Raw genomic sequence first — 16,265 nt, forward strand, 5'->3', positions numbered from 1 at the left:
TGGTTTGAACAAGACGATCGACATCCAGGCCGCCGTGGCGATTGCCGCGGCCGAAGCCATGGCCGCCAAGACGCAGGGCACCTTCGGCGTGGGCGGCGTGCTGCTCGATGGCGCCGGCAACGTGCTGCAATCGATGCACAACAACGTCGTGCGCCAGGGACTGGTGTTCGACCCCACGGCGCATGGCGAGCGCCAGCTGGTGGACTGGTATTTTGCCGAACGGGCCAAGGGCACGCCCTTGCCGGCGCCGGGCGAACTGACCATCGTCACCTCGCTCGACCCGTGCTGCATGTGCACGGGCGCGATTCTGGCGGCCGGTTTCAACGTGGTGGTGGCCGCACCCGACGTCAAGGCGGGCATCAATTACGATGGCGCCGCCAGTTTCACGGCCTTGCCGGCGCCGCTGCGGGCGCAGGCGGGCCGCAGCTTTTGCTATCCGGCCGTGCGCGGCGCCACCGAGTATGCGCGCGCGCCGTCCGGCGCCGCGCCCAAGTCTTTTTTCATCGGCAAGAGCATCCACGAGGCGACGCAGGCACTGTGCTCGCTGGTGTTCGAAGCAACGTCGGCCCAGGTGATGCAGCTGCTGAACGCGGGCGACGACGTGCAGTTGCGCGATCCGGCCACCTTGCCGTCCGAGCATGCCGTGGTGCGCGCCTTGCGCCGCCGCTATCCCGACGCGCTGACCTACCGCTGCGACCCGCATGCACCCGATGCTGGCCTGGCGCCATTCCTGCAGGCGGCCATGGAGCAGGACGCGCGCGACGGCGGCCAGGGCGACGCGGCCGCCTTGCTCGACTCCTTTGGCAACCTGCTGCTGTGCATGCCGGGCCAGCTGGCGCGTTCCCTCATCCGCACGCCGTTCATGGAATGCACGCGCCAGTATGCGCAATTGCGCTATGAATTGATGGCCGGCGCCGAGCCGGCGCTGCAGGAAGAAATCAAGCGTTATCTGGGGCACCCCAAGCATGGCACGTTCGTGCTGGCCATGGGCCCGGACGACAGTGCCGCCAGTTTCATGACCCTGGGCGCCTATGGCTCCACGATGGAGGGGGCGCTGCCGGAAAATAATCCCGCACAATTCCAGTACGTGCGCCCGACCATGGCGGAAGACGCGCTGCTGGCGCTGTGCGACGCCATGCCGCCCCTGTACCGCAAGCTGATCCGGATCCGGCCGCGCCAGGTGGCGGACCGGGCATTGATCGACGCGCTGGCCTAGGCGTCGTCGTCGGGCAGGTTTTTCAGTAAAAAGTCGCGCACGTTTTCGCCGGCGACGCGGCGGATCTGCGCTTCCGACAGGCCCGCGTCGAGCAGCGCCTGCGTCAACCGCGGCAGGCCGGCCGCATCGATGGCGGTAGTGACGGCGCCGTCGAAGTCCGAACCATAGGCCACGTGTTCGGCGCCGATCAGGTTGACCGTGTACTTGATGGCGCGCGCGATCGACGCCACGTCCTTGCCGCAGACGGCCGTATTCCAGAAGCCGATGCCTACCAGGCCACCCTGGGCGGCGATGCGTTTCAATTGTGCGTCGCTCAGGTTGCGCCCGTTGGCGCAAGTGCCGCGCACGCCCGTGTGCGACACCATCACGGGGCGCTTCGCCATGCTCAAGACGTCGTCGATGGTGGCCGGCGAGGCGTGCGCCAGGTCGACGATCATCCTGCGCTGCTCCATGGCGCGCAGCCATTGCTTGCCCAGCGGCGTCAGGCCGCCTTTTTGCATGCCGTGCTGGGAGCCGGACAGTTCCGTGTCGAAGAAATGCGTGGGCGCGGCCATGCGGAAGCCCGCCCGGTACAAGGTATCGAGGTTGTCCAGCTTGCCTTCGAGCGCATGCGCGCCTTCCAGGGTCAGCCAGCCGGCCAGCAGGCCGGGGTCCTGTTCGCGCGCGGCGAGGAAGCTGCGCAGCTGGGCGCGGCTGCCGATCACGCGGACCTTGCCATGGCTGCCGGCCGCCTGCTGCTGTAACTCCCTGGCCTGGTAGGTGGCGCGCGCCAGCAGGCTGTTCCAGGTGGCGGGCGGCAAGCCCTGCGCCACCACCAGTGCCGTGATGTTGTCGGTGTCGCTGTCGTTGCGCTCGATATTCATCTTGCGCGGTGTCTTGGTGACGACGGAAAAGGCTTGCAGCGCCACATTGCCCCGCTGCAGGCGGGGGAAGTCCACATGGCCGCGCTGGCTGTCGCGCGCCAGCTTGCGCTGCCACAGCAGGCTGTCCGCGTGCAGGTCGGCAATCCACAGGCTCTGGTGCAGGGCCAGGGTGGCCGCCGACGGCGCCTTGCCGGACGGCGCATGCACGCGGTTGAGGTGCTCGTCGACGAGGACGGGAGCGGACAGGAAACCGCCAGCCAGCGTAAGGCCGGCGGCGGCGAGGGTACCGATAATCATTGTTCTCCGTTTTACCATGGGTCGTAGGTGCCCAGGCTCCATATGTGGCCTTCCGGATCGCGGCAGGTAAAGCCCCGTCCGCCGTAATCTTCATCCTTGATGTCGAGCAAGATCTCGGCGCCCGCTTCGCGCGCGCTGCGGTAGACGGCATCGGCATCGCTGACGACCAGGTAGCAGCTTTGCGTGTTGGCGCCGCCGAGTTCGCCAGGCAGCTTCATCAGACGGCCATAGTCGCTGTCGAGGGCCGGCGCCACCATGACCATGCCATTGCCGAAGCTCAGTTGCGCATGGGCCACGCCACCGTTACCGTCAGGCACGATCAATTGTTTTTCAAAACCGAGGGCGTTGCACAGCCATTCGATGGCGGCGGGGGCATCGCGGTAGCGCAGGCAGGGAATGGTCGTGCCTGTTGTGGCTTTTGCTGTCGTGGTCATCAGAAAACTCCTATGGCAGATGGGGAGTAGCTTCGATCGTCTGTCGTGCGCGGTGTTCCGTATCAATACCATCCATCGGGATGGTATTGATGCCCGTCAATGCTGCGCGCATCCATAGTGCCATAGAACCATCGTTACACTCTTGCCACGGCGCAAATTTATTGCGGTGACCGGGACGAGTTCGCCGCTTCCGTGTCCGTGCTCGTATCGTCGCTGTTGCTGGCCCAGCGCAGCAGCATGACGAGGGCAAACAGCATGATGGCCAGCGGCAGGATGGTGATCAGGAACGCCAGGCCCAGGCAGCATCCCAGCAGCATGGGCCAGGACATGGCGCGCATGGCTGCCATGCCCTGGCGCGCGTAAGCGCACAGCTCGCTCCAGAATGCGCTGAAGGAATTGCTGCCCGGTGCCGGATTGATGTCTTTCATGCTGTTCTCCTGTCGTGGATGCCGCTGCCGTATGCAGGCTGGCGATGTATCCACTATAGGCAAAACCTGGCTGCCGATCATGGCGTATGCGACGAATGGCAGAAATGGCGGATCGAACGGCGACAGGCCGGGACAAGCGGTTATTCGAATACCTTGAGTTTCAGCTGGAAACTGAGGGCGCCGTACAGGCGGTCCTTGTAGGACGGCACGATGGCGATATTCACGCCCACGCGCTGGTATTCATAGCTGATGGTGGGGACCAGGGCCGGGAACCAGCCGCCGTCGCGCATCTTCGGATAGCCGCTGAAGCCGCCAACGACGGCGCCGACGCGCAGCGGGCCCACCTTGATGGGCTGGTAGTACACGCCCAGGTAGTTCGAATAGGCGCGGTCGCTATTGTAGAAGCGGCCGGCCGTGGCCGACGCAACCGTGGAAAAACGGTATTCGGCGCCCAGGCCCGGATTGCTGTCGTTCAGGTTCTTGTCGCGCTGAAAGTGATACGAATAAAAGCCTGCGTTGAGCCAGGTTTCGCTGAGCGGCTGGTTGTCTATCATGCCGATTGTCTGCGCCTGTGCCGTGGATGCCACTGCCAGCAGCGCCGCGCAGGTCGCCTTGCCCAGCAATGACGCGGTGCGCGCCGATGACCATTGTTTCATGCCTGTTCCTTATCCTGTGGGTATCGCGCCGCCCGTGCAAACGCTCCAGCGCGCCATGCTATCACTGCTCGTTTGCTCGTTGGAAATTTCATTACGTGCCGGGTGCCGCCGCCGGCAGGGCGATGGCTGCCTGCACCATGTGCGCGATCAGGATTTCGGCGTCCTCGTAATCCTTGCGCGTGAGCTGCTTGCGTTCCAGCACCAGGGCCATCTGCGCTGAAAAATCCGCATACGACTGCGTCATGGCCCAGATGGCGAACATCAGGTGGGTGGCGTTGACGGGCGCCATCTTGCCGGCGGCGATCCAGGCTTCGAAGACGGCGATATCCTTGCGCAGCAGGGGCACGACCCGGTCGCGTATCTGGTTGCCGTACAGGGGCGCGCCATTGATCACTTCCAGCGCATACACGCGCGAAGCCCATGGCTGTTCGCGCGAAAAACGCAGCTTGGCGCCGATATACGCGCGCAGCACGTCGCGCGGTGCATCGTGTTCATTGGCCAGCGATTCCATGCGCGCCAGCCAGTCGTCGAGCACATCGTCGAGCACGCGCTGGTACAGCAGCTGCTTGGATGGGAAGTAATACATCAGGTTTTGCTTCGACAGGCCGGCCCGTTCGGCGATGGTGGCGATCGACGCGCCCTCGTAGCCGCTTTCCGCGAACACGCGCACGGCTTGCTCCAGGATGTCCGCTTCCAGGCGGTCGCGGTTTTGCAGGCGCCGGCCGCCGGCATTTTTCACGGGAAGGGCAGGGGATTTGTCGCTGGCCATGGCGGGTTCTTTAGCGTGGACGGATCGATTGCAGGAAGGTGTGCAGCACGGGAGTATCGGTGTAGGCCACGTTGAAGCGGAACCATACCGTCTCGGGCGCGCGCAGCATGAAAAATTCGTTCGGCGACAGCAGGATGCCCGCCTTCAAAGCCATGTCGGCGACGATCTTGCCGTTCCATTCCGGCGTCTGGATGTCGGGCCAGCCCGCGCTGACGAACATGCCGCCGCGGGGCCGCGCCACGGGCGCCATGCCCGCTTGCGCCAGGCAGTCGATGCTGCGCTCGCGGGCCGCATCGAGCTGCGCCACCAGCCGCTCGACCATGCGCTTGTAGGGCCGCGCAGAGATGGCGTGGTAGACGGCGCGCTCGTTGATTTCCGACGTCGTCAGCCCTGCCAGCATTTTCACGCGCACCAGTTCGGCCACCAGCGAAGGCGAGGCGCAGATGGAGCCGACGCGCAGCACGGGCGACAGGGTCTTGGAAAAGCTGCCCACGCGGATCACGCGGCGCAAGCCATCCATCGCTGCCAGCGACGCTTCGCCGCGCGCCGCCAGTTCGCGGTAGATATCGTCTTCCACCAGCCAGAAATCGAATTGCTCGGCCAGTGCCAGCAGGCGGTGCGTTTGCGCCTGGCTGAGCGAAGTGCCCAGGGGATTTTGCAGCACCGTGTTGACGAACATCAGCTTGGGCTGGCTGCGCGCCGCTTCCGCAGCCAGCCCATCGAGATCGAGGCCCGCTTCGCCGCGGTTCACGCCCACGGGGATGCAGCCGTGGTGGCGGATCAGCGACTGCAGGTTGCTGTAGCCGGGGTCTTCCACCAGCACCGTGTCGCCCGGCTTGGTCAGGCTGCGCAGGATCAGGTCAAACGCGTGCGTGGCGCCATGCGTGAGCAAGACCTGGTCCGGCTCCACCTGGAACAGCTCTTCCGACAGGCTCGTCGCCAAGTGCTGGCGCAGCGAAGGAAAGCCCAGCGGGTGGCCATAGCCGCGCAGGCGGCTGGCGGGGATGCGCATGGCCTGGCGCACGGCATCGAGCACGGTCGCTTCGCCATACATCTCGGGCGGCAGCCAGCCCGCCCCCACGGGCAGCGCATCCGACACGCCCGAATACAGGTCCGGCGTGAGGGCGTCGATGGCGCTGGGGCTGGCGTGCACAGCCAATTGCGGCGAGGCCGCGATATCGTGGCGCGCGACGAAATAGCCGGAGCCGCGCCGCGACGACAGCAAACCCAGGTTGACCAGGCGGTCATACGATTCGACGACGGTAAACGTCGACACGCCATTGCAGCGGGCGAACTGGCGCACGGACGGCATGCGCGTGCCGATGCGCAGGGCGCGGCTGCCCACCATGACGCTGATGGCGACGACGATCTGCTCGACCAGGCCGCCTTTTTTCTGGCGGTCGATGTCCAGCACGGGCCAGCCGCTGGCGTTAGCTTCGCCTTCGTCCTGCTTCACGTTGTGCGTCACCGGTGGCTCCTTATGCTGCCTTGCACAAAAAAACTGTAGTGGTTTTTCGACCTGTACGGTTGGGATACTTTGCCGTTTGTGTATCTGTGCCGTTGGGGATGGCCTGTCTATTATTACATCAGCTTTTTGCCAACTGGTAAATTATTTTACGCTTCGTCAAAAACGATCCTGGCGCCGCGCCAGCCCATTCCAAGGAGAAGGTCATGAACGAAACTAGGCCGGAATCGATGTCGGCATTCTGGATGCCGTTTACCAACAACCGCGATTTCAAGTCCCATCCGCGCCTGCTGGTCTCGGCCGAAGGCATGTACTACAAGGACGTCGACGGCAACAGCATCCTCGATGGCACGGCCGGTCTGTGGTGCGTGCCCTGCGGCCATGCGCAGCCGAAAATCGTCGGCGCCATCCGCGAGATGGTGGGCCAGCTCGATTTTGCGCCCACCTTCCAGATGGGTCATCCGGCCGCCTTCGATCTGGCCGAAAAACTGATGGACTACACGGGCCACAAGTTCGGCCATGTCTTCTATACCAATTCCGGTTCCGAAGCCGTCGACACGGCCCTGAAGATCGCGCTCGCGTATCACCGGGCGCGCGGCGAGGGCAGCCGCACGCGTTTGATCGGCCGCGAACGCGGTTATCACGGCGTGGGCTTCGGCGGCATTTCCGTGGGCGGCATCGGCGGCAACCGCAAGACCTTCGGCCCCCTGCTGCCGGGCGTGGACCACCTGCCGCACACGCACAACCTGGACAAGAACGCCTATACGGTGGGCGAGCCCGAATACGGCACCCACCTGGCCGACGAACTGGAACGCATCGTCGCCCTGCACGACGCATCGACGATTGCCGCCGTCATCGTCGAACCGGTGGCCGGTTCCACGGGCGTGCTGATCCCGCCGAAAGGCTATCTGAAACGCTTGCGCGAACTGTGCACCAAGCACGGCATCCTGCTGATCTTCGATGAAGTCATCACGGGTTTTGGCCGCATGACGACGCCGTTCGCTGCCGACTATTTCGACGTCGAGCCGGACCTGATGACGACGGCCAAGGGCTTGACCAACGGCATGGTGCCCATGGGCGCCGTCTTCAGCAAACAGTATATCCACGACGCCTTCATGGACGCGCCGGCCGGGATCGAACTGTTCCACGGCTACACGTATTCCGGCCATCCGCTGGCCTGCGCCGCCTCGCTGGCGACGCTGCAAGTGTTCGAGGAACAGGACATCCTGGGCCACGCCAAAGCGATGCAGGCGTATTGGAGCGATGCCGTGCACTCGCTGAAAGGCTTGCCGCACGCGATCGATTTGCGCAGCATCGGCCTCATCGCCGGCATCGAACTCGATCCCATCGCGGGCAAACCGGGCACGCGCGCCTTCAACGCCTTCAAGCAGGCATTTGCGGACGGCGTGCTGATACGCACGACGGGCGACATCATCGCCCTGTCGCCGCCGCTGGTGCTGGAAAAGCAGCATATCGACGAACTGTTCGGCAAGCTGGCCAAGGTACTCAAAAATCTCGATTGAACTGCGACCCCAAGCAAAACCTGGGGTCGGACCCTGAGGGTCCGACCCCGGCACTTGTTTTTGGGTTTGAAAAAGGAACACCATGAACGATCTCGACACCATCACCCACTACATCAACGGCGCCAAAGTCGACACCCGAAGCGGCCGCTATGGCGACGTCTACAACCCCGCGCTGGGCGTACCCGTCGCCAGGGTGGCGCTGGGCACAGTGGAAGACGTGGACGCAGCCGTGCAGGCGGCGGCCGCCGCCTTTCCCGCCTGGTCGGCGACGCCGCCCTTGACGCGCGCGCGGGTCCTGTTCCGCTACCTGCAGCTGTGCCAGCAGCACACGGACGACTTTGCCGCCATGCTCACGCGCGAGCATGGCAAGACTTTCGCCGATGCGCAGGGCGAGGTGGCGCGCGGCATCGAGATGGTGGAATTTGCCGTCGGCATTCCGCAATTGTTAAAAGGCGAATTCACGGACCAGATTTCGCGCGGCATCGACGCCTGGTCCATGCGCCAGTCACTGGGCGTGGTGGCCGGCATCACGCCATTCAATTTTCCCGTGATGGTGCCGATGTGGATGTTCCCCGTCGCCATCGCCTGCGGCAATACCTTCGTCCTGAAACCGTCCGAGCGCGATCCGTCGGCCTCCTTGCTGCACGCGAAACTGCTGCAGGAAGCAGGCTTGCCCGACGGTGTTTTCAACGTGGTACAGGGAGACAAGGTGACGGTCGATGCCTTGCTTGACCACCCTGTCGTGCAGGCGATCAGCTTTGTGGGCTCCACGCCGATTGCCGAATACATCTATGCGCGCGGCAGCGCCAGCGGCAAGCGCGTGCAAGCGCTGGGCGGCGCGAAGAACCACATGGTGGTGATGCCCGACGCGGACATGGACATGACGGTCGATGCGCTGATCGGCGCGGCCTACGGTTCGGCGGGCGAGCGCTGCATGGCCATCTCCGTGGTCGTGGCCGTGGGCGACGCGGGCGACAGATTGCTCGATGCACTGGCAGCGCGCACGGCCGCACTGAAAGTGCGCGACGGCATGGAGGATGGTGCGGAAATGGGGCCCGTCGTGTCGCTGGCCGCCAAGCAGCGCATCGAAAAACTGATCGCTTCGGGCGTGGAGCAGGGTGCAACTTTGGTGGTCGATGGCCGCAACCATGTGGTGGCGGGCCGCGAAAACGGCTTCTTCGTCGGCGGTACTTTATTTGACCATGTGACGCGCGACATGAGCATCTACAAGGAAGAGATTTTCGGTCCCGTGCTGTGCGTGCTGCGCTGTCCTGACGTGGTGCAGGCGGTGGAGCTGATCAACGCCAACGAGTATGGCAACGGCGTGGCCATCTACACGCGCGACGGCGGCGTGGCGCGCGAATTCGTGCGCCAGATCCAGGTCGGCATGGTGGGGGTCAACATCCCCTTGCCCGTGCCCATGGCCTTCAACAGTTTCGGCGGCTGGAAGCGCAGCATGTTCGGCGACCACCACGCCTATGGCCCCGAAGGCGTGCGTTTCTACACGCGCCACAAGGCCGTGATGCAGCGCTGGCCCAATACGGCAAGCGCTGGTGTGGAATTTGCTTTTCCCCAGATGAAGTGACGGTTTCACACGACAAATCCACCGCAGGATCAAAGAAGGAAACAGCGATGATCGAGTCCCTGAACTATTTGCCGCATCCCACCCTGCCCAACGAGGAACTGGCGGGCCATTTCACGGACCTGGCGCCGCCTTTGAACGCGCGCCAGGCCGCCATCGAAAGCGCCCGCTGCCTGTACTGCTATGACGCGCCGTGCAGCCGCATCTGTCCGTCGGAAATCGACGTGGCCAGCTTCATCCGCAATATCCACGACAAGAACATCAACGGCGCCGCCGCCGGCATCCTGAAGCAGAATATCCTGGGCGGCAGCTGCGCCCGCGTCTGTCCCACGGAAATCCTGTGCGAGGACGTCTGCGTGCGCAACCACGACGCCGAAGGCCAGCCCGTGAAGATCGGCCTGCTGCAGCGCTACGCCGTCGACCACATGCATTTTGCGCAGCACCCGTTCCGGCGCGCGGCCGCCACGGGCAAGACCATCGCCATCGTCGGTGCGGGACCGGCCGGCCTGTCGTGCGCGCACCGCCTGGCCATGCTGGGCCACGACGTGGTGGTGTTTGAAAAGGAAGGCAAGGCGGGCGGCCTGAATGAATACGGCATCGCCAAGTACAAGCTGACGGACGACTTCGCGCAAAAGGAAATCGACTTCCTGCTGCAGATAGGCGGCATCGAGATCCGATGTCGCCAGGTGCTGGGCGAGAACCTGCAGCTGCGCGACCTGCACGCGCAGTACGATGCCGTGTTTTTGGGCCTGGGCCTGGGTGCCAGCCGCAAGCTGGGCCTGACGGGCGAGGATGCGCCGGGTCTCCTGGCCGCCGTCGACTACATTAGCGCGCTGCGCCAGGCCGACGACCTGGCTGCGCTGCCCGTGCCGAAGCGGGCCATCGTGATCGGCGCCGGCAATACGGCCATCGACATGGCCGTGCAGATCCAGCGCCTGGGCGCCGAGGAAGTCACCCTGGTCTACCGGCGCGGTTTCGACGCCATGACGGCCACCCACCATGAACAGGAAATCGCCAAGGCCAACCAGGTGCGCATGCTGACGTGGGCCCAGCCGCAGCAGGTGCTGCTCGATAGCGAGGGTAAGGTGACTGGCATGCGCTTCGAAAAAACCTCCATGCAGGGCACGCGTCTGGCGGGCACGGGCGAGACGTTCGACGTGGCTGCCGACGCCATCTTCAAGGCCATCGGCCAGAGCCTCGACACGGAAGTGCTGCATGACCCGATGGCGTCGCTGTTGCGGCGCGAGGGCGACAAGATCGCCGTCGATGCGCTGTTTCGCACGGTGCTGCCGGGGATCTACGCGGGCGGCGACTGCGTGGCGCCGGGGCAGGACTTGACGGTGCAGGCCGTCCAGCATGGCAAGCTGGCCGCACTGGCCATCCATGCCGATCTTCTTTCCAAAGTGGAGGCTGCATAATGGCTGATCTCAGCATCGAATTTTGCGGCATCAAGTCGCCGAACCCCTTCTGGCTGGCCTCCGCGCCGCCTACAGACAAGGCCTATAACGTGGTGCGCGCGTTCGAGGCGGGGTGGGGCGGCGTCGTGTGGAAGACGCTCGGTGAAGACCCGGCCGCCGTCAACGTCTCGTCGCGCTATTCCGCCCTGTATGGCAAGAACCGCGAAGTGGTGGGCTTCAATAACATCGAACTGATTACCGACCGCTCGCTGGACATCAACCTGCGTGAAATCACGCAGGTGAAAAAGGACTGGCCGGACCGCGCCATCGTCGTCTCTCTGATGCTGCCGTGCGAAGAGCACTACTGGGCCGATATCCTGCCCAAGGTCGAGGCCACGGGGGCCGACGGCATCGAGCTCAATTTCGGCTGCCCGCACGGCATGCCGGAGCGGGGCATGGGCGCGGCCGTGGGCCAGGTGCCCGAGTACGTGCAGATGGTGACCGCCTGGTGCAAGAAGCACAGCAAATTGCCCATCATCGTCAAGCTGACGCCCAACATCACGGACGTGCGCATGCCGGCGCGCGCGGCCAAGGCGGGCGGCGCGGACGCCGTCTCGCTGATCAACACCATCAACTCGATCACCTCGCTGGACCTGGACCGCATGGTGGCCTTGCCCATCGTGGGCGGCGCCAGCACGCACGGCGGCTACTGCGGCGCGGCCGTGAAACCCATTGCGCTGAACATGGTGGCGGAAATCGCCCGCGATCCGCAGACGCGGGGCTTGCCCATATCCGGCATCGGCGGCATCGGCAACTGGCGCGACGCGGCCGAATTCATCGCCCTGGGCGCCGGCTGCGTGCAGGTGTGCACGGCCGCCATGCTGCATGGCTTTCGCATCGTCGAAGAGATGAAGGATGGCTTGTCGCGCTGGATGGATGAAAAGGGTTATGAACGCATCGGCGACTTTGCCGGCAAGGCCGTGGCCAACACGACGGACTGGAAATACCTGGACATGAATTACCAGGTCATCGCGCACATCAACCAGGACGACTGCATCAAATGCGGCAAGTGCTACGTGGCTTGCGAAGACACGTCGCACCAGTCGATCGCCCAATTGATCGACGCCGCCGGCATGCGCACCTATGAGGTGATCAAGGAAGAATGCGTGGGTTGCAACCTGTGCGAAATCACCTGTCCGGTGCAGGGCTGCATCACGATGGTGCCGCAGGTCACGGGCAAGCCGTACATGAACTGGACGCAGGATCCCAGGAATCCCCGCGCGTTGGCGGAGACGGCATAGGGCACGGTTATTGCGTGCGTTTATTTTATAAACAGCGGCGCGTCTTTGCAGTAAGCTAGATTACTTAAAAGCCGAGCCGTTTCCACATTGCCGTATCCCTGGCGCCTTCGCGCGCCAGCGGTCTAACCGATGGAGCAACCCTGTGAACCACGACTACTCAGGCAACACGCAACTCTGGAATGAAGACCTGGCGCCCACCACGGCGGCGCAGCGCACCTGGCGCTGGTATCACTTCGCCGCGCTGTGGGTCGGCATGGTCATGTGCATTCCCGCCTACACCCTGTCGGCCAGCCTGATCGACAGCGGCATGTCCGGCTACCAGGCCGTGCTCACGGTATTTCTCGCCAACGCCATCGTGCTCCTGCCCATGCTGCTGATCGGCCATGCGGGCACCAAGTACGGCATCCCGTATGCGGTGCTGGCGCGCGCCTCGTTCGGCACCATGGGCGCGCGCTTGCCGGCCCTGATGCGCGCCATCGTCGCCTGCGGCTGGTACGGCATCCAGACGTGGTTCGGCGGGCAGATGATCTATACCCTGATGGGCGTATTGATGGGCCATGAACTGGGCGGCGAGAAGATCGCTGGCCTGGGCATCAATGGCAGCCAGTTGCTGTGCTTCCTGGCCTTCTGGGCCATCCAGTTCTATTACATCCTGCACGGCATGGAGTCGATCCGCAAACTGGAAACCTACACGGCCCCCTTGAAAATCCTCATCTGCTTCGTGCTGCTGTACTGGGTGCACAGCAAGGCAGGCGGCGTGGCCAGCCTGCTGGACCAGCCATCGCAGTTCATCCCCGGCGGCAAGAAGGCGGGCCAGTTCTGGAGCGTCTTCTGGCCATCGTTGACGGCCATGGTGGGTTTCTGGGCGACCCTGGCATTGAACATTCCCGACTTCACGCGCTTCGCCAGGACCCAGCGCGACCAGGTGATCGGCCAGTCGATCGGCCTGCCCGTGCCCATGGGTTTACTCGCCATGCTGGCCGTCATCGTCACGGCCGGTTCCGTGGTCATGTACGGCAAGGCCATCTGGGACCCCGTCGACCTGGCCAGCCGCATGACGGGCGCCGCCGTGCTGATCGCCCTGATCATCCTGCTCATCGACACGGTCAGCGTCAACCTGGCGGCCAACCTGGTGGGCCCCGCCTATGACTTTTCCTCGCTGGCGCCAAAGCAGATTTCGTACAAGATGGGCGGCTATATCACGGCCTTCATCGCCATCGTCATGATGCCGTGGAAGGTGCTCGAATCGACGCAGGGCTATATCTTCACCTGGCTGATCGGCTACTCGGCCCTGCTGGGTCCCATCGCCGGCATCCTCATCGTCGACTACTACTTCGTGCGCAAGACGCAGCTCGACGTCAGGCAGCTGTACCGCGACGATGGCGTCTATTCGTATGGCAGCGGCTGGAACATGGCGGCGCTGATCGCCTTTGTCATCGCCGTGCTGCCGAATATCCCGGGCTTCCTGAACGCGGCATTTCCCGCGGCCTTCCCGGACGTGGCCGCAGGATTTAAAACCATCTATACCTACGCCTGGTTCGTGGGCGTGGCCATCGCCGCCGTCGTCTACGGCATCATGATGAAGGGCAAGGTGACGGCGCGCGTGCAGCAGGCGCCGCAATCCTGAGCTGTTCGAGTCTGTTCGAGTAAAGGAGACAAGATGACTACACTGATACGTGGCGGTACCGTCGTCAATGCCGACCGCGCCTTCCGCGCCGACGTGCTGATCGAGGGCGGCACGATAGCCGCCGTCGGCGAGAACCTCGCCGTGCCATCCGGCGCCACCTTGATCGACGCGGGCGGCCTGTACGTGATGCCGGGCGGGATAGACACGCACACGCACATGAATCTGCCCTTCATGGGCACGGTGACGTCCGACGATTTTTTCACGGGCACGGCGGCTGGGCTGGCTGGCGGCACCACCACCATCATGGACTTCGTCATCCCCGCGCCCAAGCAGTCGCTGATCGAGGCCTATCACCAGTGGCGCGCATGGTCGGCCAAGGCGGCCGGCGACTACACCTTCCACGTGGCGATCACCTGGTGGAGCGAGCAGGTACATGAAGAGATGGGAGTGCTGGTGCGCGAGCATGGCGTGAACAGCTTCAAGCACTTCATGGCGTATAAGAACGCGATCATGGCCGACGATGAAACCCTGGTAAAAAGCTTTAGCCGCTCGCTGGAACTGGGAGCGCTGCCCACCGTGCATGCGGAAAACGGCGAGCTGGTTTTTCAATTGCAGCAAGCCTTGCTGAAAAAGGGCATCACGGGGCCGCAGGCGCATCCGCTGTCGCGTCCTCCGGCCGTGGAAGCGGAAGCGGCCAACCGCGCCATCGCGATTGCCAACGTGCTCAATACCCCCGTGTACATCGTGCACGTGTCGTGCGCCGAGTCGCTGGACGCCATCACGCGGGCCCGCGCGAACGGCCAGCGCGTGTACGGCGAAGCGCTGGCGGGCCACCTGGTGATCGACGACAGCGTCTACCAGAGCGACGACTTCGACTACGTGGCGGGCCACGTCATGAGTCCGCCGTTCCGCGGCAAGCACCATCAGGCGGCCCTGTGGCACGGCCTGCAAAGCGGCAACCTGCACACGACGGCCACCGACCACTGCACTTTTTGCGCGGAACAGAAGGCGGCGGGCAAAGACGACTTCACGCGCATCCCGAACGGCTGCGGCGGCGTCGAGGAACGCATGGCCGTGGTGTGGGATGCGGGCGTCAATTCCGGCATGCTGACGCCGTCCGAATTCGTCAAGGTCTCGTCCACCAATGCGGCGCAGATCTTCAATATGTATCCGCGCAAGGGCGTCATCGCCGCGGGCAGCGACGCCGACATCGTGCTGTGGGACCCGCAGGGCACGCGCACCATTTCCGCCGCCACGCAGTTCGCCAAAGGGGGCTTCAACGTCTTCGAAGGGCGCACCGTGCGCGGCATCCCCCGCACCACGATTGCCGCCGGCAAGGTGGTGTTCCACCAGGGCGAGCTGACGGCCGTCGAGGGCGCGGGGCGCTATATCGAGCGCCCCGCGTTTTCCGCCACCACCGCATAAGGAGTTGACGATGGATGAATTGCGTATCAATGGCGACCGCCTGTGGGCAGCCCTGATGGAACTGGCGCAGATCGGCGCGACGGCGAAGGGCGGCGTCAAGCGCCTGGCCCTGACGGACCTGGACAAGCAGGGCCGCGACCTGGTGGTGGGCTGGGGCCGTGAAGCGGGCATGAGTATCACCATCGACCAGATCGGCAATGTCTTCATGCGCCGCGACGGCGTGGACAATACCCTGCCGCCCGTGATGACGGGCAGCCATATCGACACGCAGCCCACGGGCGGCAAGTTCGATGGCAACTACGGCGTGCTGGCGGGCCTGGAAGTGGTGCGCACCCTGAACGATCTGAAGATCAAGACGCAGGCCCCCATCGAAGTGGCTTTCTGGACCAACGAGGAAGGCTCGCGCTTCGTGCCCGTGATGATGGGCTCGGGCGTGTTCTGCGGCGCCTTTTCGCTCGAAACCGCGTACGCGGCGAAAGACACGGAAGGCAAAACGGTGGGCGAGGAGCTGGCGCGCATCGGCTATCGTGGCGACCAGGTGCCGGGCGACCATCCCATCGGCGCCTACTTCGAGACGCATATCGAGCAGGGCCCCGTGCTGGAAGACGCGGACAAGGTGATCGGCGTGGTGCCGGCCGTGATGGGGCTGTCGTGGTACGACTGCGTGGTGACGGGCATGGAAGCGCATGCGGGCCCCACACCCATGGGCTTGCGCAGGGATGCGCTGCAGGTGGCGACCACCATCATGCAGGAAGTGGTGGCCATTGCCAACCGCTACCCGCCGTACGGGCGCGGCACGGTGGGCATGGTGCAGGTGTTCCCGAACAGCCGCAACGTGATCCCCGGCGAAGTCAAATTCAGCATCGACCTGCGCAATGTGAACGACGAACTGCTCAACACCATGCATGGCGAAATCACGGCTTTTATCGATGCCACGCGTGACAAGACTGGGCTGGGCATCACGCTGGAGCGCGTCTCCTACTACCCGCCATGCCCGTTCCACCCCGACTGCGTGGGCGCCGTGCGCAACGCGACTGAAAAGCTGGGCTACTCCGTGATGGACGTGGTCTCCGGCGCCGGCCACGACGCCATCTATGCGGCCCGGCTGGCGCCGGCCGGCATGATCTTCGTGCCGTGCAAGGATGGCATCAGCCACAATGAAATCGAGGACGCCAAGCCCGAGCACCTGGAAGCGGGCTGTAATGTGCTGCTGCACGCGATGCTGGAGCGGGCCGTGGCTGTGTAGGGCGCGCTGTCGCCTGAACGCTTCGGGTTTCCCGGG

Annotated in this window: 14 protein-coding genes; 8 read left to right on the plus strand and 6 right to left on the minus strand. The window is 64.2% G+C overall.

Annotation, left to right across the window (positions count from 1 at the left end; translation table 11 throughout):
- Positions 1-4: 4 nt before the first annotated feature.
- Positions 5-1,216 (plus strand): nucleoside deaminase, encoded by a 1,212-nt coding sequence (locus VPH41_RS23505; protein ID WP_328571682.1) that lies wholly within the window; start codon positions 5-7, stop codon positions 1,214-1,216.
- Here VPH41_RS23505 and VPH41_RS23510 read toward each other — a convergent pair.
- The 6 genes from VPH41_RS23510 to VPH41_RS23535 all read right to left on the minus strand — a co-directional run bounded on the left by VPH41_RS23510 (position 1,213) and on the right by VPH41_RS23535 (position 6,131).
- Positions 1,213-2,376 carry a dipeptidase gene (locus tag VPH41_RS23510; RefSeq protein ID WP_328571683.1) on the minus strand — a complete coding sequence of 388 codons (1,164 nt, stop codon included), beginning with the start codon at positions 2,374-2,376 and terminating at the stop codon, positions 1,213-1,215. The genes VPH41_RS23505 and VPH41_RS23510 overlap by 4 nt on opposite strands.
- 11 nt (positions 2,377-2,387) lie before the next feature.
- Positions 2,388-2,810, minus strand: coding sequence for a VOC family protein (locus VPH41_RS23515; RefSeq protein WP_328571684.1), 423 nt, complete (start codon positions 2,808-2,810; stop codon positions 2,388-2,390).
- Positions 2,811-2,968: 158 nt separating this feature from the next.
- Positions 2,969-3,238 (minus strand): hypothetical protein, encoded by a 270-nt coding sequence (locus tag VPH41_RS23520; protein WP_328571685.1) that lies wholly within the window; start codon positions 3,236-3,238, stop codon positions 2,969-2,971.
- Between the two features lie 140 nt (positions 3,239-3,378).
- On the minus strand, positions 3,379-3,894 hold the full coding sequence (locus VPH41_RS23525) for a hypothetical protein (RefSeq protein ID WP_328571686.1): 516 nt from the start codon (positions 3,892-3,894) through the stop codon (positions 3,379-3,381).
- A 91-nt stretch (positions 3,895-3,985) separates the two neighbouring features.
- On the minus strand, positions 3,986-4,663 hold the full coding sequence (locus VPH41_RS23530; RefSeq protein ID WP_152281673.1) for a TetR/AcrR family transcriptional regulator: 678 nt from the start codon (positions 4,661-4,663) through the stop codon (positions 3,986-3,988).
- A gap of 10 nt (positions 4,664-4,673) precedes the next feature.
- Positions 4,674-6,131 (minus strand): aminotransferase-like domain-containing protein, encoded by a 1,458-nt coding sequence (locus VPH41_RS23535; protein WP_328571687.1) that lies wholly within the window; start codon positions 6,129-6,131, stop codon positions 4,674-4,676.
- A gap of 203 nt (positions 6,132-6,334) precedes the next feature.
- Between VPH41_RS23535 and VPH41_RS23540 the strand changes: the two genes are divergently transcribed.
- The 7 genes from VPH41_RS23540 (at position 6,335) to VPH41_RS23570 (ending at position 16,229) form a co-directional block, all read left to right on the plus strand.
- Positions 6,335-7,651 carry an aspartate aminotransferase family protein gene (locus VPH41_RS23540; RefSeq protein ID WP_328571688.1) on the plus strand — a complete coding sequence of 439 codons (1,317 nt, stop codon included), beginning with the start codon at positions 6,335-6,337 and terminating at the stop codon, positions 7,649-7,651.
- Positions 7,652-7,733: 82 nt separating this feature from the next.
- Positions 7,734-9,236: a CoA-acylating methylmalonate-semialdehyde dehydrogenase gene (locus VPH41_RS23545; RefSeq protein ID WP_328571689.1), complete on the plus strand. Its 1,503-nt coding sequence runs from the start codon at positions 7,734-7,736 to the stop codon at positions 9,234-9,236.
- A gap of 47 nt (positions 9,237-9,283) precedes the next feature.
- Positions 9,284-10,651, plus strand: a complete 1,368-nt coding sequence (locus VPH41_RS23550; protein WP_328571690.1) for an NAD(P)-dependent oxidoreductase — start codon at positions 9,284-9,286, stop codon at positions 10,649-10,651.
- On the plus strand, positions 10,651-11,931 hold the full coding sequence (gene preA / locus VPH41_RS23555; protein WP_328571691.1) for an NAD-dependent dihydropyrimidine dehydrogenase subunit PreA: 1,281 nt from the start codon (positions 10,651-10,653) through the stop codon (positions 11,929-11,931). The genes VPH41_RS23550 and preA overlap by 1 nt, the downstream gene beginning before the upstream one ends.
- Before the next feature lie 142 nt (positions 11,932-12,073).
- Positions 12,074-13,558 carry an NCS1 family nucleobase:cation symporter-1 gene (locus tag VPH41_RS23560; protein WP_152281667.1) on the plus strand — a complete coding sequence of 495 codons (1,485 nt, stop codon included), beginning with the start codon at positions 12,074-12,076 and terminating at the stop codon, positions 13,556-13,558.
- 33 nt (positions 13,559-13,591) lie between these two features.
- A complete protein-coding gene (gene hydA / locus VPH41_RS23565) occupies positions 13,592-14,983 on the plus strand; it encodes a dihydropyrimidinase (protein WP_328571692.1) in 1,392 nt (463 codons plus the stop codon).
- Between the two features lie 10 nt (positions 14,984-14,993).
- Positions 14,994-16,229, plus strand: a complete 1,236-nt coding sequence (locus VPH41_RS23570) for a Zn-dependent hydrolase (RefSeq protein WP_328571693.1) — start codon at positions 14,994-14,996, stop codon at positions 16,227-16,229.
- Positions 16,230-16,265 lie beyond the last annotated feature (36 nt).

The organism is Janthinobacterium sp. P210006, from assembly GCF_036231885.1.
In the GTDB taxonomy this organism is placed as follows: domain Bacteria; phylum Pseudomonadota; class Gammaproteobacteria; order Burkholderiales; family Burkholderiaceae_D; genus Janthinobacterium; species Janthinobacterium violaceinigrum.

Bases quoted from the DNA above. Each gene is read 5' to 3' on its own strand.
- VPH41_RS23510 (WP_328571683.1), bottom strand. From the start codon at position 2,376: ATGATTATCGGTACCCTCGCCGCCGCCGGCCTTACGCTGGCTGGCGGT.
- VPH41_RS23515 (WP_328571684.1), bottom strand. From the start codon at position 2,810: ATGACCACGACAGCAAAAGCCACAACAGGCACGACCATTCCCTGCCTG.
- VPH41_RS23520 (WP_328571685.1), bottom strand. From the start codon at position 3,238: ATGAAAGACATCAATCCGGCACCGGGCAGCAATTCCTTCAGCGCATTC.
- VPH41_RS23525 (WP_328571686.1), bottom strand. From the start codon at position 3,894: ATGAAACAATGGTCATCGGCGCGCACCGCGTCATTGCTGGGCAAGGCG.
- VPH41_RS23530 (WP_152281673.1), bottom strand. From the start codon at position 4,663: ATGGCCAGCGACAAATCCCCTGCCCTTCCCGTGAAAAATGCCGGCGGC.
- VPH41_RS23540 (WP_328571688.1), top strand. From the start codon at position 6,335: ATGAACGAAACTAGGCCGGAATCGATGTCGGCATTCTGGATGCCGTTT.
- VPH41_RS23545 (WP_328571689.1), top strand. From the start codon at position 7,734: ATGAACGATCTCGACACCATCACCCACTACATCAACGGCGCCAAAGTC.
- VPH41_RS23550 (WP_328571690.1), top strand. From the start codon at position 9,284: ATGATCGAGTCCCTGAACTATTTGCCGCATCCCACCCTGCCCAACGAG.
- preA (WP_328571691.1), top strand. From the start codon at position 10,651: ATGGCTGATCTCAGCATCGAATTTTGCGGCATCAAGTCGCCGAACCCC.
- hydA (WP_328571692.1), top strand. From the start codon at position 13,592: ATGACTACACTGATACGTGGCGGTACCGTCGTCAATGCCGACCGCGCC.
- VPH41_RS23570 (WP_328571693.1), top strand. From the start codon at position 14,994: ATGGATGAATTGCGTATCAATGGCGACCGCCTGTGGGCAGCCCTGATG.